We start from the raw sequence: 20,671 nt of genomic DNA, 5'->3' as shown, positions 1-20,671 counted from the left end.
TTCCTTTCAGTGTTCTTTCTTGTCTTCTCGTGGGGCGGCCCGTCCGCAGTGCCGCTGCAGGACGGGCCTGGCCGCGCAGGGCGGCCTCGTCGGCTTACTTGGCGTCGGCCGTGGTCGGCGTGACCTCGGCTGCGCGAGTCTCGGCCAGGGCCTTGGCTGTCGCCTCGGCCGCCAGGTTGCGTGCATGCATCTCGCCCAGGGCACGCTTGTATTCCTTGGGGAAGACCTTGACGAAGCGGGCACGGGCCTGCGCCCAGTGGTCGAGCAGTTCGCGCGCACGCTTGCTGCCGGTCCAGCGCAGGTGGTCCTGCAGCAGTTGCTTGAGCTGTTCCTCGTCGGTCTTGCCGCGGTGCCAGGTGCCGTGGTCGTCGCCGGCTTCCTGCGCATCCTGCGGCACCACCTTGTCGAGTGCGACCATCGCGGTGTTGCAGCGCTGGGCAAAGGTGCCGTCCTCGTCGTAGACGTAAGCCACGCCGCCCGACATGCCGGCCGCGAAGTTGCGTCCGGTCTTGCCCAGCACCACGGCCGTCCCGCCGGTCATGTACTCGCAACCGTGGTCGCCCGTGCCTTCGACCACCGTGGTGGCACCCGACAGGCGGACGGCAAAACGCTCGCCGGCCACGCCGCAGAAGAAGGACTCGCCGCTCGTCGCGCCGAACATCACGGTGTTGCCCACGATGATGTTCTCGTGCGCCGCACCGCGGAAGTCCAGGCTGGGCCGCACCACCACGCGTCCGCCGGACAGGCCCTTGCCGGTGTAGTCGTTGGCTTCGCCGATCAGGTAGAGCGTGATGCCGCGTGCCAGGAACGCGCCGAAGGACTGGCCGCCGGTGCCGTCGAACTGGATGCGGATGCTGTCGTCCGGCAAGCCTTCGGGATGGTGGCGGGTGACTTCACCGGACAGCATCGCGCCCACCGTGCGGTTGACGTTGCGCGCCACTTCCATGAACTTGACCTTCTCGCCATGCTCGATCGCCGGACGGGCCTTCTGGATCAACGACTGGTCGAGCGCGCGGTCGAGACCGTGGTCCTGGAACTCGGTGTGGTACAGGGTCGTGCCCATCAGCGGCGTCGGCACGGCGAACAGGCGAGAGAAGTCCAGACCGCGAGCCTTCCAGTGGGCCACGCCCTTCTGGGTGTCGAGCAGGTCGGCACGGCCGACCAGATCGTCGAACTTGCGGATGCCCAGTTGCGCCATGATCTGGCGCGCTTCTTCGGCCACGAAGAAGAAGTAGTTGATCACGTGCTCGGGCTTGCCGCTGAACTTGCGGCGCAGCACCGGATCCTGCGTGGCGACGCCGACCGGGCAGGTGTTGAGGTGGCACTTGCGCATCATGATGCAGCCCTCGACGACCAGCGGCGCCGTGGCGAAACCGAACTCGTCGGCGCCCAGCAGTGCGCCGATGACGACGTCGCGGCCGGTCTTCATCTGGCCGTCGGCCTGCACGCGGATGCGGCTGCGCAGGCCGTTGAGCACCAGGGTCTGCTGGGTTTCGGCCAGGCCGATTTCCCAGGGCGAACCGGCGTGCTTGATCGACGACCAGGGCGAGGCGCCCGTACCGCCGTCATGGCCGGCGATCACCACGTGGTCGCTCTTGCACTTGGCCACGCCTGCGGCGATGGTGCCCACGCCGATCTCGGAGACCAGCTTGGTGCTGATGCTGGCATGCGGCGCCACGTTCTTCAGATCGTGGATCAGTTGTGCCAGATCCTCGATCGAGTAGATGTCGTGGTGCGGCGGCGGAGAAATCAGGCCCACGCCAGGCACCGAATGACGCTGCTTGCCGATGTAGTTGGTGACCTTGCCGCCGGGCAACTGGCCGCCTTCGCCGGGCTTGGCACCCTGCGCCATCTTGATCTGGATCTGGTCGGCCGACACCAGGTACTCGGCCGTCACGCCGAAGCGTCCCGAAGCCACCTGCTTGATGCGCGAACGCAGCGAATCGCCGGCCTGCAGCGGCATGTCGACTTCGACGTGCTCGGCGCCGATCTCGCTGCGCAGCGTGGCGCCGGTCTTGATCGGGATGCCCTTGAGCTCGTTGCGGTAGCGGTTCTCGTCCTCGCCGCCTTCGCCGGTGTTGCTCTTGCCGCCGATGCGGTTCATGGCGATGGCCAGCGTGGCATGGGCCTCGGTGCTGATCGAGCCCAGCGACATGGCGCCCGTGGCGAAACGCTTGACGATGTCGGCAGCCGACTCGACTTCCTCGACGGGAATGGCGCGCGAAGGATCGATCTTGAACTCGAACAGGCCGCGCAGCGTGAGGTGGCGACGGCTCTGGTCGTTGATGATCTGGGCGTACTCCTTGTACGTGTTCCAGTTGTTGGCGCGCGTCGAATGCTGCAGCTTGGCAATCGCGTCGGGCGACCACATGTGCTCTTCGCCGCGGGTCCGCCAGGCATATTCGCCGCCGGCATCGAGCATGGTCTCGAGCAGGGGGTCGTCGCCGAAGGCCGACTTGTGCACGCGGATGGCTTCCTCGGCGAGCTCGAACACGCCGATGCCTTCGACGCGGCTGGGCGTGCCGGTGAAATACTTCTCGACCGTCTCGGTGTTGACGCCCACGGCTTCGAACAGCTGAGCGCCGCAGTAGCTCATGTAGGTGCTCACGCCCATCTTGGACATGATCTTCGAGAGGCCCTTGCCGATCGCCTTCACATAGTTGTAGATGGCTTTCTCGGGGCTGAGGTCGCCCGGCAGCGACTGGTGCATGTCGGCCAGGGTTTCCATCGCCAGGTAGGGATGGATGGCTTCGGCGCCGTAGCCCGCCAGCACGGCGAAGTGATGCACCTCGCGGGCCGAGCCCGTGGCCACCACCAGGCCGACGCTGGTGCGCAGGCCTTCGCGGATCAGGTGCTGGTGCACGGCCGACAGGGCCAGCGCGGCCGGGATGGCCACGTGGTCGGCATCGATGTCGCGATCGCTGACGATGATGATGTTGCTGCCGCCCTTGATGGCATCGACGGCTTCGGCGCACAGCGAGGCCAGCTTGGCTTCGACGCCTTCACGGCCCCAGCTCACCGGATAGGTGATGCTCAGGCGGTGGCTGCGGAATTTGCCATGCGTCAGCGACTCGATGCTGTTGAGCTTCTTCATGTCGTCGAAGTCCAGGATGGGCTGGGACACTTCGAGACGCAGGGGCGGGTTGACCTGGTTGATGTCGAGCAGGTTGGGCTTGGGGCCCACGAACGAGACCAGCGACATCACGATCGCTTCGCGGATCGGGTCGATGGGCGGGTTCGTCACCTGGGCGAACATCTGGCGGAAGTAGTTGTAGACCGGCTTGTTCTTCGACGACAGCACGGCCAGCGGGCTGTCGTTGCCCATCGAACCGATGCCCTCTTCGCCGTTGGCCGCCATCGGGGCCAGCAGGTACTTGATGTCTTCCTGGGTGTAGCCGAAGGCCTGCTGACGGTTGAGCAGGGGCACGTCGCTGCTGGGTGCCTTGGCATCGCCCTCGACGTCGTCGAGGCGGATGCGCAGGTTCTCGACCCATTGCTTGTAGGGGCGCGCGTTGACGAGCTGAGCCTTGAGCTCGTCGTCGTCGATCATGCGGCCCTGTTCGAAGTCGATCAGCAGCATCTTGCCGGGCTGCAGGCGCCACTTGCGCACGATCTTGTCTTCGGGAACCGGCAGCACGCCGGATTCCGAGGCCAGGATGACGTGGTCGTCGTCGGTCACCAGGAAACGGGCGGGACGCAGGCCGTTGCGGTCGAGCGTGGCGCCGATCTGGCGGCCGTCCGTGAAGGCCAGGGCGGCGGGGCCGTCCCAGGGTTCCATCATGGCGGCGTGGTATTCGTAGAACGCGCGGCGGCGGGCATCCATGCCTTCGTTCTGCTCCCAGGGCTCGGGCACCATCATCATCATGGCCTGGCCGATGGGGTAACCGGACATGACCAGCAGTTCCAGGCAGTTGTCGAACGTGGCGGTGTCGGACTGGCCGGCGAAGCTGATGGGATAGAGCTTCTTGAGGTCGTCGGCCAGCACCGGCGAGGCCATCACGCCTTCGCGGGCGCACATCCAGTTGTAGTTGCCCTTGACGGTGTTGATCTCGCCGTTGTGCGCCACGTAGCGGTACGGGTGGGCCAGCGGCCACTTGGGCATGGTGTTGGTCGAGAAACGCTGGTGCACCAGGCCGACGGCCGAGATGCAGCGGGCGTCCTGCAGGTCGATGTAGTAGGTGCCGACCTGGTCGGCCAGCAGCAGGCCCTTGTAGATGACCGTGCGGCTGGACATGCTCGGAACGTAGTATTCCTTGCTGTGCTTGAGCTTGAGGCGCTGGATGTTGGCACTGGCCGTCTTGCGGATCACGTACAGCTTGCGCTCGAGCGCGTCCTGCACGATCACGTCCGAACCGCGGCCGATGAAGATCTGGCGGATGATGGGTTCGGTCTTGCGCACGTTGGGGGACATGGGCATGTCCTTGTTGACCGGCACGTCGCGCCAGCCCAGCAGCGTCTGGCCCTCGGCCTTGACGGCACGCTCCATCTCCTGTTCGCAGGCCATGCGCGACGCATGTTCCTTGGGCAGGAAGATCATGCCGACGCCGTACTCGCCCTGCGGCGGCAGGGTCACGCCCTGCTTGGCCATTTCCTCGCGGTAGAGCTGGTCGGGCAACTGGATCAGGATGCCGGCGCCATCGCCCATCAGCTTGTCGGCACCCACGGCGCCGCGGTGGTCGATGTTCTCGAGGATCTTGAGCGCCTGGGTGACGATCGCGTGGGTCTTGTGTCCCTTGATGTGGGCCACGAAGCCCAGGCCGCAGGCGTCATGCTCCTGCGTGGGGTCGTACAGGCCATTGCGGCTCAGGTAATCCAGTTGTTCGTCCTGGTGGTCGCTGAGGGCCGTCGCGGCATGCGCGGAGCTCGCGCCGGCGGGCACGTCGTGTTGCGTCGTCATAGTCACACTCTTTCGGTGAATTCTTCGTGGGAATAGCAAGAATAGACGATCGCAACAGCCATGCCAAGCTCAAAAATTGGGGTCAGAACCCATTAAAAATCCGTGTATTTCCCTCGGAGAAATAATAGGGACAGATTAAATTGAGAAGCAAACCCCTTTGAAAACAAGGGAATGTGAACTGAACGGTGAATCTAGCGGGGCACGGAGACCGGCCGCCCGGGCTTGTTTTTGACCAGACGCCGGTCGGTGAGCTTTTGCAGCGATGCAACAAAAGCCTCGTTTCCCAGCGCCCAGCCGTGCAGCGCAGCCTCGGCCACGGTGGCCTGCAGGCGCTCGTCCAACCCTTCGCGCACCATTTCGGCGTATGCGGCTTCGCGTGCAAAAGGCGTGTTGCCCAGCGACCAGGCCTCGGGGTGGGGCTTCAGCAGCCGCGAAGGCTCCCGTCCCACGTAGTGGCGGCAACTCGACCAGGCATAGTCGTCGGCCCGGGCCACCAGGCCCGCCCGCACCGGGTTGGTGTCGATGTGCACCATGCAGGGCAGCAGGTAGGTCCGGGGATCGACGATGGTGGCCCTGTACCGGCCCTCCCAGAGGGTGCCCCGGTGCCCGTGACGCGTGTTGAAGTGACGCACGTAGCGGCGCCCCAGGGCCTGCATCAGCCGCGGCAGGCCGTCGTCGCTGCCGGGCGTGGCCAGCAGGTGGAAGTGATCGGGCATCAGCACATAGGCATGGAGGTCGACCCCGCAGGCCTGGGCACTGTCACCCAGCAGCGCCAGCCACTGCGCCCGGTCGGTGTCGTCGTGTGCAATCGGCTGGCCGCCGTGGCCGCGCTGGATGGCATGGTGGACATGATGGGCAAGAGCGAGTCGGGGAAGGCGGGCCATGGCAAATGATCGTGAAATGCTCGACAACAGGCCTGACGGCCGGGCTGCTGCAATCCGTCGCATCGACGCCCGGGACCGTTCGCGCAGCAGCCCGCATCTTAAGGCGGGTCGGCGGCCGGGGTGCGGCGCCTGCCGTCCTACGCCACGAAGCGTCACGTGGCCTGCCCCCGGGCGGCTCGTCGGGGGTACGCTAGGGCCATGAACACATCCACGAATGAAGGCTATGCGCGCCGGAAATTCATAGCTGTCGGCGCTGCGCTGCTGGCGGCTGGAATGTTCGGTGTTCCCTCGCACGCCCGGGCGGCCGGCGCCCCTGCCGGCCCGGTTCCTGCACGCGATGCCGCACTCAAGCCCGGCCAGTTCGTCTGGCAGCCCGAACTGGCGCCCAACGGCCCGCTGGTCGTGCTGGTCAGCCTGGACGAGCAACGTGCCTACGTCTACCGCGACGGCACCCTGATCGGCGTGTCGACCGTCAGCTCCGGACGCGACGGCTACGAGACGCCCACGGGGGTCTTCACCATCCTGCAGAAGTCGCGCGATCACAAGTCCAACATCTACGACGCCGCCCCCATGCCCTTCATGCAGCGCCTGACGTGGGATGGCATCGCCCTGCACGGCGGGGCCATTCCCGGCCATCCGGCCTCGCACGGCTGCGTGCGGCTGCCCAAGGCCTTTGCCGAAAAGATCTACGCCGCCACCAAGCGCGGCGACACGGTGGTGGTGAGCGATGCCCGCGTGCACCCGGCCGGCATCGCCTACCCGGCCATGCTGGCGCCCGTCGGCTCGGCCGAAGCCCCGCCGCTCGCCGACGGACCGCCCGACGCCTTCTGGGACGAGAACGTCAAGCCCGACGGCCCGCTGAGCGTGCTGGTGAGCCTACCCGAGCAGCGGGTGTTCGTGCTGAGCAACGGCGTGGTCATGGGCTCGGCGGCGCTGCAGACCGATGCCGGACTGGCCTTCGACGGCGCCGTGCTGATGGTGATGAGCAGCGCCCAGGAAGACCGGCCCAGCACGCTCGACCCCAGCCAGAACCGCTACCGCTGGGCCAGCTACCCGGTGGTCGGCCAGCCCCCGCCCATGCAGGACCTCGAAGCCCACATCAAGGCCCCGCCCGACTTCATGCGGCGCCTCTACGGCGTGCTCAAACCCGGCACCACGCTGCTGGTCACCAGCATCCGGCCGCTGCATCGCAGGGCCCTTGCGCGTGGCGCTGCACCAACAGAACGGGTGCTGGAATCCCTTCCCTGACGTCGAAACCGGTCAAATTCACGGCTTGCGCGGTATGCTCACGGCCCAACAAGTACCCAAATTAATGCCTCGTTGAAGGCTGGGAGCCGGGGGGTCATCGCAGGCGGCTGGTTGCATGTGCAGCCAGCCGCCAGCATGCTTTTTGTGAGCCATGACCGATTTGATTTCGCGACGCAAGACCCTGCGCGCGCTCGCCCAACTGGCTGTGGGTGGCGGCGCCTTGACCTCTCTGATCCGCCCTGCCGCGGCGGCAAGCCCGGCAACTTCCCCTGACCTGATGTCGCTGCTGCCCGAGTCCGCCGTGACACCGGGTCCCTTGGTGATGCGCACCGGCGCCACGCCGGCGGCTCAGCAACTGGCGACGTCTCTGTCGGCCACGGCACGACGCCTCGATCCGCAAGCCCTGCTGCTGGCCACCCAGGCCCTCGACGCCGCCCGACTGCGGCCCGGCATGCTCGACGCCATGCCCGGCGTGATGGCGGTGATCGACTACAGCCTGCCCTCGACCGAAAAGCGCCTGTGGGTGTTCGACCTCAAGCTGCGCCGTCTGCTGTACGAGGAATGGGTGGCGCACGGCCGCAACAGCGGCGACAACATGACGGTGCGTTTCTCCAACGAGGTCGACAGCCACATGTCGAGCCTGGGCGCCTATGTGGCGGGTGCGCCCTACACCGGCAAGAACGGTTATTCGCTGCGCCTGCGCGGACTGGAGCCGGGCTTCAACGACCGGGCCTTCGAGCGGGCCATCGTCATGCACGGCGCCCCCTACGTGAATCCGGACATCATCCGCACGCAGGGACGGCTGGGCCGCAGCTGGGGTTGCCCGGCCATGCGCGCAGACGTGACGCGCCCGGTGATCGATCTGCTGGCCCAGGGCGGTTTTCTCTTCAATTATTTTCCCGACCAGGACTGGCTGGCCCAGTCCCGCCTGATCGGCGGCATGGCGCAGTTGCGCGCCTGAGCCCGGCGCGCCGCTGCAGCGTGTCCGCGCGCGGGCGGTTTGGCCGCCTGGCGTTTTTTGGCTAGCATGGGGCTTTTCGCCCTCCTCCAGCCCGGTACGCCTCGACATGCTTCAGCTCTACATCGGCAACAAGAACTACTCGTCCTGGTCCATGCGCCCCTGGGTGCTGATGCGCCAGGCCGGCATCGTGTTCGAGGAGCGCCTGGTGCGTTTCGACAGCTTCGATGCCCAGTCGCAATTCAAGCAGACGCTGGGTGCGGTGTCGCCGGCGGGCAAAGTGCCGGTGCTGATCGACGACGGCCTGGTCGTCTCGGACAGCCTGGCCATCGTCGAGTACCTGGCCGAACGATTCCCCGAGCTCTACCTGTGGCCGCTGGCCGTGCACGACCGGGCCCGAGCCCGCAGCGCCTGTGCCGAGATGCACAGCGGTTTCGGCGCGCTGCGCGAGCATCTGCCCATGAACATCGAAGCCAGCCTGCCCGAGATCGGCGAGCGCGTGCTGCGCGAACGCCCCGACGTGGTGGCCGACGTGCACCGGGTGCAGTCTCTGTGGTGCGATCTGCTGGCCCGTCACAACGGTCCCATGCTCATGGGCAGCTTCAGCATTGCGGACGCGTTCTTTGCGCCCGTGGTGCTGCGCTTCAAGGCCTACGGCGTGCGGGTTCACCCCGACGTGGCGCGCTACATGGACAACGTGCTGGCGCTCCAGGGGGTCAGGGACTGGGTCGACGGTGCCCTGCGCGAACACGACTTCCGCGCCTTCGAGGAACCTTACCGCAGCGCACCGCCGGCCTGACTCCGGGCTGGCCGGCTCTCGTAAACTGTCGCCATGAAGATCTACATGGTGGGCGGCGCGGTACGCGACGGTTTGCTCGGTCTGCCGGTCAAGGACCGCGACTGGGTGGTCGTCGGTGCCACGCCCGAACAACTGGCCGGGCAGGGTTACGAGCCGGTGGGCCGGGATTTCCCGGTTTTCCTGCACCCCCGCACCCGCGAGGAATACGCACTGGCTCGCACCGAACGCAAGACGGCGCGCGGCTACCGGGGCTTTGCCGTGCAGGCCTCGCCCGATGTCACGCTGGAAGAGGACCTGGCCCGGCGAGATCTGACCATCAACGCCATGGCGCAGCGCACGCTGGACGATGGGCGTCTCGAACGCATCGATCCCTACGGCGGAGAACGCGACATCCGGCAGCGTGTGCTGCGGCATGTCACCGATGCCTTTCGCGAAGACCCGGTACGCATCCTGCGGCTGGCGCGTTTCGCCGCCCGTTTCGACGATTTCACCGTCGCTCCCGAAACCCTGGCGCTGATGCGGGAGATGGTCGCGGACGGCGAGGTCGACGCGCTGGTCCCCGAGCGGGTGTGGCAGGAACTGGCCCGCGGCCTGATGACGCCGCGGCCCTCGCGCATGTTCGACGTGCTGCGCGCCTGCGGTGCGCTGGCCGTGCTGCTGCCCGAGGTCGACGCCCTGTGGGGCGTGCCGCAGCGTGCCGACTACCACCCCGAAATCGACACCGGACTGCACGTGATGATGGTGATCGACATGGCCGCCCGGCTGGACTGCAGCCTGGCGGTGCGCTGGGCCTGCGTCTGCCACGACCTGGGCAAGGCCACCACGCCGGCCGACATCCTGCCGCGCCACATCGGGCACGAGGGACGCAGCGTCAAGCTGCTCGGCCCGCTCTGCAGCCGACTGCGCGTGCCGCTGGAATGCAGCGAGCTGGCCGAACTGGTCGCCCGCGAGCACGGCAACATCCATGGCAGCCTGGCTTTCGGTGCGGCGGCGCTGGCCCGCTTGTTCGACCGCTGCGACGCCTGGCGCAAGCCCGATCGTTTTGCACAGGCCTTGCTGGCCTGCGAATGCGATGCGCGTGGCCGCCTGGGCCTCGATGAAAAGGCCTATCCGCAGCGCCCGCGGCTGCTGGCCGCCCTCGAAGCGGCACGGTCGGTGCCGACCGCCCCGGTGGCGCAGGCCGCCGCCGCGGAGGGCCTCAAAGGGCCGGCGATCGGCGAGCGCATCCTGGCCGCACGGACCGAAGCCATCGCCGCGGCCCTTGCTTAGCACGCGGACCTGGGCAACGGCCGCACGAGGGACCGCGCCTGCAGCCCGCGGGCCAAGGGCGTCGGTTCAGCGGCAGCAGGCCGCCGGCCGCTCGCTGACCAGCGCCAGCGCGGCGTAATCCCCCACCTGCCCGCCCAGTCCGGCCGTGGCGATCTCGAACCCGTCGACCAGCGCGGGAAACTTGTCGTCCATCTGTTGCCGCAGACGCGGCAACAGGTAATCGCGGTTGTGCCAGTACACGGCACCGCCCAGGCTGATCTTTTCCAGATCGAGGGTGGCGACCAGGTTGTAGATCAGGCGCCCCAGCACCCGGCAGAGTTCGTCGACCTCGGCCTGCGCCTGCTCCTCGCCTTCGACGGCGGCGGCCAGCAGCTCTTCGGCCTCGCGGCCGATGCGGCGGGCCAGGGCGTTGCCGGCCACCAGGCTTTCGACGTCGCCGCGGTTGCCGCAGCCGCACAGAGCACCGTCGCCTCCGCGATCGCTGACGAAGGTGTGGCCGGCATGGCCCGCATTGCCGTTCTTGCCGCGCAGCACACGCCCGTCCACGCACAGGCCAACGCCGATACCGGTGCTCCAAGTGAGGTATGCACAGCTGTCGTTGTCCTGCAGTGCGCCCCAGCAGCGCTCGGCCTCGAGGGCCGCCACGCAGTCGTTCTCGATGCGCAACTGGCAATCCCCGCCCAGCGCGGCCCGCAGAGGCTGCTCCAGCGGCACCGCCGTCCAGTCGTTGGGCAGACCGCGCTCGGGGCCGGCCAGGCCGCCGCAGATATTGGGGTTCACGACCGCCAGTGCGCCGTCCTTTTTCAGGAAAGGCCCGCACGAGGCCACACCCACGGCATCGAGATCGTCCAGACCGATACCCTCGGCCTCGCAGGCCTGGCGCAGCAGGCGCAGCACCTGCTCGGACAGTGCGTTCTCGGCGCCTTCCTTGATGGTGGGTTCGCTCAGGCGCTCGCCCAGGACAGGCCGGCCTTGGCCGTCGACCTGGCCGTCGGGCGCCAGGCAGACCGCGACTTTGGTTCCGCCGATATCGACACATGCTTTCATGCTTGTACTCCTCTCATCCTTCCACCTCACAGCAGGCGGGCAACCAAACTCATCAAGCCACTGAGCACCAGGGTGCTGGCGATGGGCAAATTCACATCCCGCCCGAACAGACGAAACCGCAGGTCTCCCGGCAGGCGTCCCAGCCCCAGACGTGACAGCATGGGCCACAGCCCGTTGATCAGTATCAGGGCGAGAAAGGTCGCGAGAAACCATCGGATCATCGTGCAGCCTACAGCCTGTGGGTGCGGTCGCCCGCGGCAAAACCGACCGGAATCCAGTCGGCGGAGACGCCGCGCCCGAACGCCAGGACCTTGAACAGTTCGCCCATTTCGTGCTCGTGCACCAGGCGCTGCGCCATGGCGCGACCGGGCAGGTCGACGGCTTCCATCAACGGGCCCAGTCCGCAATTGAGCAGGAAACGGCCCTGGCTGGCATAACCGAAGACGTCCAGTCCGGCATCCTGCGCGGCCAGCGCCACGCCGGTGAAATCGACGTGTGCGGTGATGTCCTTGTCGCCGACGGCCAGCAACGGGTTGTCGTCGGCCTGGTGGTGGTGGTGGCACATCAGCGTGCCCTGGCTGCGCTGCGGGTGGTAGTACTCGGACTCGGGAAAGCCGTAGTCGATGAACAGCGCGACCCCGCGCTGCAGCCGGTCGGCCAGCGTGCGGACAAAAGCCTGGGCCTGGGGATGGATCTCGGTGAGGTAGTCGTGCGGGCCTTCGGGATCGAGCGGCGGGCGCAGATCGGTGGGCCGGTCGGCCCATGCGAGCCGGATGGCGGGTTCGGCGGCGGCTTCGTCCGCTTGTTCTGTGCTGACAGCCACGCCCCGCTCGTGCCAGGTGCCCTGCACGCGGTTCAGCAACTTGACGGGCATGGCATCGAGCACTTCGTTGCCCACGACCACGCCTTCGATCCGATCGGGCAGCGCATCGAGCCAGCGCACCTCGATCTGACCGGCCTGGACGATGGCATCGAGGGCGGCGCGCTGACGCTCGCGGAGGCTGGCCGAGAGCTCCACGATGGAATAACGGCGCAAGGCCGCGCCACGGGCCCGCAGGCTGCCGATCAGTTGGGCCGCCAGGGCGCCGCTGCCGGCGCCGAATTCCCACACCTCGTCGGTGCCGCTGGCCGCCAGGGCGTCGGCCACCTGAACCGCCAGCGCATCACCGAAGAGCGGCGACATCTCGGGCGCGGTCACGAAATCGCTGCCCTGCGGCGCACCGGGCATCGGCGGCATGGCGCCGAACTTGGGCCGGTTTCCGGCGTAATAACCCAGGCCCGGCGCATACAGCGCGAGGGCCATGAACCGGTCGAAAGGCAGCCAGGAGGCCTCTTTGGGGCCCGCCGGCAGGCCGGCGGCGCGGGCGATCAGCCGCAGCAGCGGCGTGGCGGCCGCGGCCTGAAGCACAGGGCCATCCGGCACGGAGCCGGCACGCGGCGGAGGGTTCGGTAAAATTCGCTGATCTTCCATGTGGTGTATCTCTCGGAGCGCAGGCGCGCAGCCTGCAATCCATCCAGTCGGGACGCGATGCCGGCCCGCCGTGGCCAGCGGGATCTCCCGCGCCGGGCCTGCCAACGGTCCGGCCATTGTCCACCATCATGGCCTCGCAGACCTGCCCCGCTTTCATTCGCATCACCTTCATGACCGACCGCCCCGTCGCTCTCGTCACCGGCGCCGCCAGGCGCCTGGGCCGGGAAATCTCGCTCGCACTGGCCAGCCAGGGCTGGGCCGTGGCCGTGCACTACGCCACGTCCGGAACCCAGGCCGTGACCACCGCCAGCGACTGCAGCGCACGCAGCGCCGCCCACACCCCGCTCGCCGAGGGCCTGGACGCCCTGCAACTGGCGGCCACCTTCGAAGCCGACCTGGCCGACGAAGCCTCGACGCGTGCCCTGCTGCCTCAGGTGGCCGCTCACTTCGGGCGCGTCGACGCCGTCATCAACAGTGCCTCGGTCTTCGAGCACGACGACAGCGGCAGTTTCAGCCACGCCAACCTTGCACGGCACTGGCAAACCAACACCGCCGCCCCCATCCTGCTGGCGCAGGCGCTCGACACCCACCTCAAGGCCCGCGCAGCGCTGCAGGGCCACACGACACTCGAAGCCGGCGGCGCCTGCGTGGTCAACCTGCTCGACCAGAAGCTGTGGAATCCCAATCCCGACTTCCTGAGCTACACGCTGTCGAAGGCCGCCCTCGAATCCGCCACCACGCTGCTGGCCCAGGCGCTGGCGCCTGCCGTGCGCGTGGTGGGCGTGGCCCCCGGGCTCACGCTACCCAGCCCCTACATGAACACGCCCGAGCACTTCGAGGCGCTGCACCGCCTGTCGCCCCTGGGCCGTTCGTCGACACCGGCCGACGTGGCCGACGCCGTGGTCTTCGCCGTGCGCAACCGGGCCCTCACCGGGACCACGCTGCTGGTGGACGGCGGCCAGCACCTGATGAAGTTCGAACGGGATTTCTCCCACATGCCGGCCCCCGCGGCGCCGTAGAACCAGACACAGATCCAACATGAGCAGCAAAGGCACCCAGATCCTGACCCTGACGGGCTTGCGTTTCGACGCCAACCTCGGCATTCTCGACCACGAGAAAGCCCATCCGCAGCCCATCCAGGTCGATGCCGAACTCAACCTCGGCACCCAGCCGCTGCGCCCCAGCGACGACGACATCACCCACGTGCTGGACTACCGCAAGGTGCGCCAGATCATCATCGACGAATGCACCGCCGTGCACGTGAACCTGCTCGAATCGCTGATCGGCAAGGTGGCGCACCGGCTCATGCAGTTGCCCAGCGTGGTCGGCGTCCGGGTGAAGATCGCCAAGCTCGAGATCTTTGCCGACTGCGAAGTGGCCATCCGCATCGAATCGGGCCAGTGGTAGTTTCGCCAGCCCCTGCCGCATCCCGCTGAATCCGACTTTCCCCACGACACCATGAACTCCACCGCCCCCGAACTGCACTGGACCGCCGACGACGGCGAAGACGTGCTCGCGCCGCCCCTGCCCGAAACCGCCGCCGGCGACAGGCCGTCCACCGACACGGCTGCGCGCGAACGCAAGATCGCCTTCGAGAACCGCAAGCTCGAAAAACGCCTGTGCCGCCAGGTCGGCCAGGCCATCGTCGACTTCAACATGATCGAGGACGGCGACAAGGTCATGGTCTGCGTCTCGGGCGGCAAGGACAGCTACGGCCTGCTCGACATCCTGATGAAGCTGCGCCTGCGCGCGCCGATCCGGTTCGATCTCATCGCCGTCAATCTCGACCAGAAGCAGCCGGGTTTCCCGGCCGACGTGCTGCCGCGCTACCTCGAATCGGTGGGCGTGCCCTTCCACATCGAGACGCAGGACACCTACTCCATCGTCAAGCAGAAGATCCCCGAGGGCAAGACCATGTGCAGCCTGTGCAGCCGGCTGCGCCGGGGCATCCTGTACCGCGTGGCCACCGAGCTCGGCGCGACCAAGGTGGCGCTGGGCCATCACCGCGACGACATGCTGCAGACGCTGTTCCTCAACATGTTCTTCGGCGGCAAGCTCAAGGGCATGCCCCCGAAGCTGGCCAGCGACAACGGCGAGCACATGATCATCCGCCCGTTGGCCTACGTCGACGAGAAGGATCTCACGCGCTGGGCCCAGGTGCGCGAGTACCCGATCATTCCCTGCACGCTGTGCGGCAGCCAGGAAAACCTGCAGCGCAAGCAGGTCGGCAACATGCTGCGCGACTGGGAACGCCAGTACCCGGGCCGCATCGAGAACATGCTGACCGCGCTGCAGAACGTGGTGCCCTCGCACCTGATGGACCGCAAGCTGCACGACTTCGCCAGCCTCAAGACCACCGGCCGCGCCGACCCCGAAGGCGACAAGGCCTTCGACCCCGACAGCTACGATGCCCCGCTGAAGTCGACTGCCGTGTCCGGCACGCACCCGAGCCTGCCGCCTGTGCAGGTCATCAAGTTCTGAACGAATCCCCCGAACGCGCCCATGCAATTCACCCGACTCATTGCCGTACGCCACGGCGAGACCGCCTGGAACGTCGACACCCGCATCCAGGGTCACCTCGACATCCCCCTCAACGAGACCGGCCTGTGGCAGGCCGGCCGGGTGGCCCAGGCACTGGCGGGCGAGGACATCCAGGCGATCTATGCCAGCGACCTGGCCCGCGCCTCGCAGACGGCCGCTCACGTCGCCGAAGCCAAGGGCATGCCCCTGGTGCACGAGATCGGCCTGCGCGAGCGCGCCTTCGGCGAGTTCCAGGGCCAGACCTTCCAGGACATCCAGCACCGCTGGCCCGACGAATCCGTGCTCTGGCGCAAGCGCGACCCGCATTTCGCCCCGCCCGGGGGCGGTGAATCGCTGGTGGACTTCGGTGTACGCATTCTCTCGGCCGTCGACCGGCTGGCGCAGCAGCACCAGGGCCAGCAGATCCTGCTGGTGGCGCACGGCGGCGTGATGGACGTTCTCTACCGGGCGGCGACGCGGCTCGACGTGCAGGCGCCCCGAAGCTGGCACCTGGGCAATGCGGCGATCAACCGGCTGCTCTGGACCCCGGACGGCCTGACCCTGGTCGGCTGGGCCGACACCAGCCATCTCGACCAAGGTCCGCGCGACGAGACCACGGCCTGAGATCGCCCGCCGGGGCCGGCCGGCTCAGCGCGCCAGGACGGCGTTCAGCGCTTCGGCCACCGGCGCATCCAGCTTGAAGGCCATCAGGGCATCGGCCCGCGTATGGCCGAGATTGACCGCAGCCAGCGGCATGCCGCGCGCGTGGGCCGCCACGGCATAGCGGTAGCTCGACTGCACCATGAGCGAAGAACCGAGCACCAGCAGGCCGTCGCTGGCGGCCAGCGCCTCGCCGGCCTGGGTGTGGCGCGCCGCAGGCACCGATTCGCCATAGAACACCACGTCGGGCTTGAGGATGCCGCCGCAGCGTGGGCAGTCCGGCACGCAGAAGCTGGAAAAATCCCGGTTTTCGAGATCGGCATCGCCGTCGGGCGCCAGATGGGCCGTCAAGGCGGCCCAGGCCGGGTTGAGCTGCTGCAGCCGCGATTGAAGATCGGCGCGTGCGGTGATGTCGTGGCATTGCATGCAGCGCACACGCGAAAGCCCGCCGTGCAGCTCCAGAACCGCACCGCTCCCGGCGGCCTGATGCAGGCCATCGACGTTCTGCGTCACGAGCAGCGAGATGCGGCCCCGGCGTTCGAGTTCGGCCAGCGCATGGTGCGCCCCGTTGGGCACCGAGCGGCCAAAGAAACGCCACCCGACCAGGCTGCGCGCCCAGTAGCGGGCCCGCACCAGCGGCTCGCGCATGAAGGGCCCCAGATGAATGGGCTGCGGACGTTTCCAGCGGCCATCGCGGTCCCGGTAGTCGGGAATGCCGGAATCCGTGCTCAGGCCTGCGCCGGTCAGCACCATCCAGCGGGCATGCCGGTCAAACAGCGCGGTCCAGGCGGCGGTGACCCGCGCCGCAGGCAGGGCCGCTGCCGGCCCGGCCGGTGCAGCGTCGAACGACGGACCCGAAACCGGATCGGCCACGTGAGGGGCGAGGCTGGACATCGTCATGCCCGGTACACGGCTAGGCCGTCAGCCGCTCGATGGCGAGTCCGGCGAAGAATCCCAGGCCGGCGATGATGGTCCACTTGAGCACGATCAGGCCGAGCTGCCGGTACCGCGGCTTGCCGGTCACCGCGTAGGCCACGAACAGGCCCGCCGCGACGACCATCATCAACAGCACGACAAATCGGAAAATGACCATGCGGGTCCTTGAAGGGTGCGGACCTACCAGGCCCGCGCCAGTTGCACAAATCCGCGCGGCGCGCGGGACGCATCCTTGAAAGTCACGATCTCGTAGGCGTCTTCGGCGGCCAGCAGCGCACGCAGCAACTGGTTGTTGAGGCCGTGGCCCGAGCGGAAGGCGCTGTAGGCGGCCAGCAAAGGCCGTCCCACGCAGTACAGATCGCCGATGGCATCGAGCATCTTGTGCTTGACGAACTCGTCGTCATACCGCAGCCCTTCGGCGTTGAGCACCTTGTAGTCGTCCATGACGATGGCGTTGTCGAGTCCGCCGCCCAGGGCCAGGCCATGGGTGCGCAGCATCTCGACATCTTTGGTGAAACCGAAGGTACGGGCACGGGCGATGTCGCGGGTGTAGTTGCCGACCGAGAGGTCGAACTCCACGCTCTGCCCGGTCGAGTCGACGGCCGGATGGTGGAAGTCGATCTCGAATCTCAGCTTGTAGCCATGGTAGGGCTCGAGACGGGCCCACTTGAGGTTGGCCCCCTCGCCTTCGCGCACTTCGACCGGCTTGAGCACACGGATGAAACGTTTGGGCGCGTTCTGCAGCTCGATGCCCGCGCTTTGCAGCAGGAACACAAAAGCCGCAGCCGAGCCGTCGAGGATGGGCACTTCGTCGGCGGTGATGTCGACGTACAGGTTGTCGATCCCCAAACCTGCAAAGGCGGACATCAGGTGTTCGGTGGTCTGGACCTTGGCCTGGCCCGCGGTGACGGTGGTGGCCATGCGGGTGTCCGTCACGGCCAGTGCGGAAACCGGAATATCAACAGGCGCCGGCAGATCGACACGGCGAAACACGATGCCGGTGTCGGGTTGCGCGGGGCGCAGCGTGATCTCGACACGCTGGCCGCTGTGCAGGCCCACGCCCACGGCGCGGGTGATGGTCTTGAGGGTACGTTGTTGCAACACAGCTAGATTTTAGTCGAGCGGCTCCGGCCAGACCCGGAGGGTCTCTGGAGCGTGGACGGAACGCCCGAGGGCGAATCCGCATGGAGAAGAGGATCGATCCCTATTGGACCAGCAAATCGCGTGGTCGCCATAGGATATCGATCCTAATTCCATCATAGGCGGGACCTAATGTCCCGCCGATGAAGACGACGAAAAGGCTCAGTCGGCCTGACGGCGCAGGAAAGCCGGGATCTCGAAGTCTTCCATGCCGCCGGAGGCCAGGGCATCGACCTTGGCTGCCGCTTGCGTGCGGTTGGTACGCCACACGCTGGGCACGGCCATGTTGCCGTAGTCGGCGGCCTGAACGCCGGCCGGGGAGGCATGGCCACCGTAGGCTGCTGCGGGCATGCCGTCGGTACCGGTGCCGCGCAGCACTTCGAGCACGGGCTGCTGGCGGCGGGCCGAACCCCGGCTCAGGCCGGTGGCGACCACGGTCACGCGGATCTGGTCGCCCAGGCTGTCGTCGTAGGCCGTGCCGTAGATCACGTGGGCTTCGGACGAGGCGTAGGCCCGGATGGTGTTCATGGCCAGCTTGGATTCGGACAGCTTCAGCGAACCCTTGGCTGCCGAGATCAGCACCAGCACGCCCTTGGCGCCCGACAGATCGATGCCTTCGAGCAGCGGGCAGGCCACGGCCTGTTCCGCGGCGATGCGGGCACGGTCCGGGCCTTCGGCGGCGGCCGTTCCCATCATGGCCTTGCCGGGTTCACCCATGACCGTGCGGACGTCTTCGAAGTCGACGTTCACGTGGCCGGGCACGTTGATGATCTCGGCAATGCCACCCACGGCGTTCTTGAGCACGTCGTTGGCCTGGGCAAAAGCCTCGTCCTGGGTGATGTCGTCGCCCAGCACTTCCAGCAGCTTCTCGTTGAGCACCACGATGAGCGAGTCGACGTTGGCCTCGAGTTCCTGCAGGCCCTGGTCGGCGTTGGTCATGCGGCGGCCGCCTTCCCAGTCGAAGGGCTTGGTCACCACGCCCACCGTCAGGATGCCCATTTCCTTGGCCACGCGCGCGATGATGGGGGCAGCGCCGGTGCCGGTGCCACCGCCCATGCCGGCGGTGATGAACAGCATGTGCGCGCCCTGGATGGCGTTGCGGATGTCGTCCTCGGCGGCCAGTGCGGCTTCGCGGCCCTTGTCGGGCTTGCTGCCGGCGCCCAGCCCGTTGGTGCCGAGCTGGATGAGCTTGTGCGCGGACGAACGGGTCAGCGCCTGCGCGTCGGTGTTGGCGCACACGAACTCGACACCCTGGACCTTGGTGTCGATCATGTGCTCGACGGCATTGCCACCGCCGCCGCCCACGCCGATCACTTTGATCTGGGTGCCTTGGTTGAACTCTTCCACTTCAATCATTTCGATGGGCATGTCGTTTCTCCTGAAAATTTGCTGCAACCGATGGGGTTGGTTGGATGGCCTGAAGTCAAAAACTGAAAACTCTGTCGATTTCCTCGTCCTGCCGCGCTTGCGCTGCGGTCTGGATCCGCGCCGGGGTCTGGCGATGGGCGTCGTCTTCGCCATCGCCATCGATCCCGCCAGGGCGGATGGCTCCTGCTCCGGTTGAGATAACGTTTGCTGTGCATGGTGCGTGAGTCCTGGGATTGGGCTGGGTTCAGAAGGTTCGACCGAACCAGTCCTTGAGTTGGCCAAAGACGTTCTGCACCGAGGTCGCTTTCTGCGCCACCTTCTGCCCGCGCAGCCGGCTCAGCCGGGCTTCCTCCATCAGGCCCATGACCGTCGCCGCACGCGGCTGGGCGACCATGTCGGAAAGGGTCTTGGCGTATTGCGGCATGCCGCGTCGCACCGGCTTGAGGAAGATGTCCTCGCCCAGCTCGACCATGCCCGGCATGACGGCGCTGCCGCCGGTGATGACGATGCCCGAGGACAACATCTCCTCGTAGCCGGATTCACGGATGACCTGCTGCACCAGCGAATAGATTTCCTCGACGCGCGGCTCGATCACGCCGGCCAGCACCTGCCGGCCCAGCATGCGCGGACCGCGGTCGCCGAGACCGGGCACCTCGACCTGCGTGGCCGGATCGGCCAGCAGCTGCTTGGCGCAGCCGTAGTCGACCTTGATGTCCTCGGCGTCCTTGGTGGGCGTGCGCAGCGCCATGGCGATGTCGCTGGTGATGAGGTCGCCGGCGATCGGAATGACCGAGGTGTAACGGATCGCGCCGCCCGAGAACACCGCCACGTCGGTGGTGCCGGCGCCGATGTCGACCAGCGCCACGCCCAGTTCCATCTCGTCCTCGGTCAGCACCGAGAGGCTGGAGGCCAGCGGATTGAGCATCAGCTGATCGACGTCCAGGCCGCAGCGGCGCACGCACTTGATGATGTTCTCGGCCGCGCTCTGCGCGCCGGTCACGATATGCACCTTGGCCTCGAGGCGGATGCCGCTCATGCCGATGGGCTCGCGAACGTCCTGGCCGTCGATGACGAATTCCTGGGGCTCGACCAGCAGCAGGCGCTGGTCGGTGGAGATGTTGATGGCCTTGGCGGTCTCGACCACCCGTGCGACATCGGCGGCGCTGACCTCGCGGTCCTTGATGGCCACCATGCCGCTGGAGTTGATGCCGCGGATGTGGCTGCCGGTGATGCCCGTGTAGACACGGGTGATCTTGCAATCGGCCATCAGCTCGGCTTCCTTGAGCGCCTGCTGGATGCTCGCCACCGTGGCGTCGATGTTCACCACCACGCCCCGCTTGAGTCCATTGCTGGGCGCCACACCCAGGCCGACCAGCTTGAGTTCGCCGCCCGGCAGGATCTCGGCCACCACAGCCATGATCTTGCTGGTGCCGATATCCAGTCCCACCACGATGTCTTTGTAGTCTTTTGCCAT

At 67.2% G+C, this 20,671-nt stretch carries 19 protein-coding genes; 9 read left to right on the top strand and 10 right to left on the bottom strand.

Features of this window, described 5'->3' with window-relative positions:
* Positions 1–94 precede the first annotated feature (94 nt).
* Positions 95–4,897, bottom strand: a complete 4,803-nt coding sequence (locus tag EC845_RS07650; RefSeq protein WP_123296820.1) for a glutamate synthase-related protein — start codon at positions 4,895–4,897, stop codon at positions 95–97.
* A 191-nt stretch (positions 4,898–5,088) separates the two neighbouring features.
* Positions 5,089–5,781 carry a transposase gene (locus tag EC845_RS07645; protein ID WP_123296818.1) on the bottom strand — a complete coding sequence of 231 codons (693 nt, stop codon included), beginning with the start codon at positions 5,779–5,781 and terminating at the stop codon, positions 5,089–5,091.
* 198 nt (positions 5,782–5,979) lie between these two features.
* Here EC845_RS07645 and EC845_RS07640 point away from each other — a divergent pair, with 198 nt between their 5' ends.
* From EC845_RS07640 to EC845_RS07625, 4 genes are all read left to right on the top strand, one after another.
* A complete protein-coding gene (locus tag EC845_RS07640; protein WP_123296816.1) occupies positions 5,980–7,029 on the top strand; it encodes a L,D-transpeptidase in 1,050 nt (349 codons plus the stop codon).
* Positions 7,030–7,180: 151 nt separating this feature from the next.
* Positions 7,181–7,990, top strand: a complete 810-nt coding sequence (locus EC845_RS07635; protein ID WP_199739752.1) for a murein L,D-transpeptidase catalytic domain family protein — start codon at positions 7,181–7,183, stop codon at positions 7,988–7,990.
* A 106-nt stretch (positions 7,991–8,096) separates the two neighbouring features.
* Positions 8,097–8,786, top strand: coding sequence for a glutathione S-transferase family protein (locus EC845_RS07630; protein ID WP_123296814.1), 690 nt, complete (start codon positions 8,097–8,099; stop codon positions 8,784–8,786).
* A gap of 33 nt (positions 8,787–8,819) precedes the next feature.
* On the top strand, positions 8,820–10,055 hold the full coding sequence (locus EC845_RS07625; RefSeq protein ID WP_123296812.1) for a multifunctional CCA addition/repair protein: 1,236 nt from the start codon (positions 8,820–8,822) through the stop codon (positions 10,053–10,055).
* 66 nt (positions 10,056–10,121) lie between these two features.
* On the opposite strand, the gene EC845_RS07620 is transcribed toward EC845_RS07625, so the two are convergent.
* Genes EC845_RS07620 through EC845_RS07610 form a run of 3 tightly spaced genes read right to left on the bottom strand, consistent with a single transcriptional unit; the run spans position 10,122 to position 12,573 of the window.
* Positions 10,122–11,102 (bottom strand): ROK family protein, encoded by a 981-nt coding sequence (locus EC845_RS07620; protein WP_123296810.1) that lies wholly within the window; start codon positions 11,100–11,102, stop codon positions 10,122–10,124.
* A gap of 26 nt (positions 11,103–11,128) precedes the next feature.
* Complete coding sequence (locus tag EC845_RS07615) at positions 11,129–11,323, bottom strand: DUF2905 domain-containing protein (RefSeq protein ID WP_123296808.1); 195 nt, start codon at positions 11,321–11,323, stop codon at positions 11,129–11,131.
* 8 nt (positions 11,324–11,331) lie between these two features.
* Positions 11,332–12,573, bottom strand: coding sequence for a class I SAM-dependent methyltransferase (locus EC845_RS07610; protein WP_123296807.1), 1,242 nt, complete (start codon positions 12,571–12,573; stop codon positions 11,332–11,334).
* Between the two features lie 170 nt (positions 12,574–12,743).
* Between EC845_RS07610 and EC845_RS07605 the strand changes: the two genes are divergently transcribed.
* From EC845_RS07605 to EC845_RS07590, 4 genes are read left to right on the top strand one after another with little or no spacing between them, the layout of a single operon-like run.
* Positions 12,744–13,592, top strand: coding sequence for an SDR family oxidoreductase (locus tag EC845_RS07605; RefSeq protein WP_123297965.1), 849 nt, complete (start codon positions 12,744–12,746; stop codon positions 13,590–13,592).
* 19 nt (positions 13,593–13,611) lie between these two features.
* Positions 13,612–13,980 carry a dihydroneopterin aldolase gene (locus EC845_RS07600; RefSeq protein ID WP_123296805.1) on the top strand — a complete coding sequence of 123 codons (369 nt, stop codon included), beginning with the start codon at positions 13,612–13,614 and terminating at the stop codon, positions 13,978–13,980.
* 51 nt (positions 13,981–14,031) lie between these two features.
* Positions 14,032–15,054, top strand: coding sequence for a tRNA 2-thiocytidine(32) synthetase TtcA (ttcA, locus tag EC845_RS07595; protein ID WP_123296803.1), 1,023 nt, complete (start codon positions 14,032–14,034; stop codon positions 15,052–15,054).
* A 21-nt stretch (positions 15,055–15,075) separates the two neighbouring features.
* The gene (locus tag EC845_RS07590) at positions 15,076–15,717 is read left to right on the top strand and encodes a histidine phosphatase family protein (RefSeq protein WP_123296801.1); all 642 of its coding nucleotides are present in this window, start codon (positions 15,076–15,078) and stop codon (positions 15,715–15,717) included.
* Between the two features lie 24 nt (positions 15,718–15,741).
* On the opposite strand, the gene EC845_RS07585 is transcribed toward EC845_RS07590, so the two are convergent.
* The 4 genes from EC845_RS07585 to ftsZ form a co-directional block, all read right to left on the bottom strand.
* A complete protein-coding gene (locus EC845_RS07585) occupies positions 15,742–16,653 on the bottom strand; it encodes an NAD-dependent protein deacetylase (RefSeq protein WP_199739751.1) in 912 nt (303 codons plus the stop codon).
* Positions 16,654–16,666: 13 nt separating this feature from the next.
* A complete protein-coding gene (locus EC845_RS07580; protein ID WP_123296799.1) occupies positions 16,667–16,846 on the bottom strand; it encodes a hypothetical protein in 180 nt (59 codons plus the stop codon).
* A gap of 23 nt (positions 16,847–16,869) precedes the next feature.
* Complete coding sequence (gene lpxC, locus EC845_RS07575) at positions 16,870–17,793, bottom strand: UDP-3-O-acyl-N-acetylglucosamine deacetylase (RefSeq protein WP_123296797.1); 924 nt, start codon at positions 17,791–17,793, stop codon at positions 16,870–16,872.
* A gap of 198 nt (positions 17,794–17,991) precedes the next feature.
* Complete coding sequence (ftsZ, locus tag EC845_RS07570) at positions 17,992–19,197, bottom strand: cell division protein FtsZ (protein WP_123296795.1); 1,206 nt, start codon at positions 19,195–19,197, stop codon at positions 17,992–17,994.
* Between ftsZ and EC845_RS22115 the strand changes: the two genes are divergently transcribed.
* On the top strand, positions 19,196–19,393 hold the full coding sequence (locus tag EC845_RS22115) for a hypothetical protein (RefSeq protein ID WP_148077269.1): 198 nt from the start codon (positions 19,196–19,198) through the stop codon (positions 19,391–19,393). The genes ftsZ and EC845_RS22115 overlap by 2 nt on opposite strands.
* 48 nt (positions 19,394–19,441) lie before the next feature.
* On the opposite strand, the gene ftsA is transcribed toward EC845_RS22115, so the two are convergent.
* Positions 19,442–20,671, bottom strand: a complete 1,230-nt coding sequence (ftsA, locus tag EC845_RS07565; protein ID WP_123296793.1) for a cell division protein FtsA — start codon at positions 20,669–20,671, stop codon at positions 19,442–19,444.

This window comes from Comamonas sp. BIGb0124 (assembly GCF_003752175.1).
In the GTDB taxonomy this organism is placed as follows: Bacteria; Pseudomonadota; Gammaproteobacteria; order Burkholderiales; family Burkholderiaceae_C; genus Comamonas_F.
Note: the sequence above shows the minus strand (reverse complement) of the source record. Positions and strands in the feature narration are given on the sequence as shown.

Bases quoted from the DNA above. Each gene is read 5' to 3' on its own strand.
- EC845_RS07610 (WP_123296807.1), bottom strand. From the start codon at position 12,573: ATGGAAGATCAGCGAATTTTACCGAACCCTCCGCCGCGTGCCGGCTCC.
- ttcA (WP_123296803.1), top strand. From the start codon at position 14,032: ATGAACTCCACCGCCCCCGAACTGCACTGGACCGCCGACGACGGCGAA.
- EC845_RS07620 (WP_123296810.1), bottom strand. From the start codon at position 11,102: ATGAAAGCATGTGTCGATATCGGCGGAACCAAAGTCGCGGTCTGCCTG.
- EC845_RS22115 (WP_148077269.1), top strand. From the start codon at position 19,196: ATGTCGTTTCTCCTGAAAATTTGCTGCAACCGATGGGGTTGGTTGGAT.
- EC845_RS07600 (WP_123296805.1), top strand. From the start codon at position 13,612: ATGAGCAGCAAAGGCACCCAGATCCTGACCCTGACGGGCTTGCGTTTC.
- EC845_RS07625 (WP_123296812.1), top strand. From the start codon at position 8,820: ATGAAGATCTACATGGTGGGCGGCGCGGTACGCGACGGTTTGCTCGGT.
- EC845_RS07650 (WP_123296820.1), bottom strand. From the start codon at position 4,897: ATGACGACGCAACACGACGTGCCCGCCGGCGCGAGCTCCGCGCATGCC.
- EC845_RS07630 (WP_123296814.1), top strand. From the start codon at position 8,097: ATGCTTCAGCTCTACATCGGCAACAAGAACTACTCGTCCTGGTCCATG.
- EC845_RS07635 (WP_199739752.1), top strand. From the start codon at position 7,181: ATGACCGATTTGATTTCGCGACGCAAGACCCTGCGCGCGCTCGCCCAA.
- ftsZ (WP_123296795.1), bottom strand. From the start codon at position 19,197: ATGCCCATCGAAATGATTGAAGTGGAAGAGTTCAACCAAGGCACCCAG.
- EC845_RS07580 (WP_123296799.1), bottom strand. From the start codon at position 16,846: ATGGTCATTTTCCGATTTGTCGTGCTGTTGATGATGGTCGTCGCGGCG.
- ftsA (WP_123296793.1), bottom strand. From the start codon at position 20,671: ATGGCAAAAGACTACAAAGACATCGTGGTGGGACTGGATATCGGCACC.
- EC845_RS07640 (WP_123296816.1), top strand. From the start codon at position 5,980: ATGAACACATCCACGAATGAAGGCTATGCGCGCCGGAAATTCATAGCT.
- EC845_RS07615 (WP_123296808.1), bottom strand. From the start codon at position 11,323: ATGATCCGATGGTTTCTCGCGACCTTTCTCGCCCTGATACTGATCAAC.
- EC845_RS07590 (WP_123296801.1), top strand. From the start codon at position 15,076: ATGCAATTCACCCGACTCATTGCCGTACGCCACGGCGAGACCGCCTGG.
- EC845_RS07605 (WP_123297965.1), top strand. From the start codon at position 12,744: ATGACCGACCGCCCCGTCGCTCTCGTCACCGGCGCCGCCAGGCGCCTG.
- EC845_RS07645 (WP_123296818.1), bottom strand. From the start codon at position 5,781: ATGGCCCGCCTTCCCCGACTCGCTCTTGCCCATCATGTCCACCATGCC.
- EC845_RS07585 (WP_199739751.1), bottom strand. From the start codon at position 16,653: ATGACGATGTCCAGCCTCGCCCCTCACGTGGCCGATCCGGTTTCGGGT.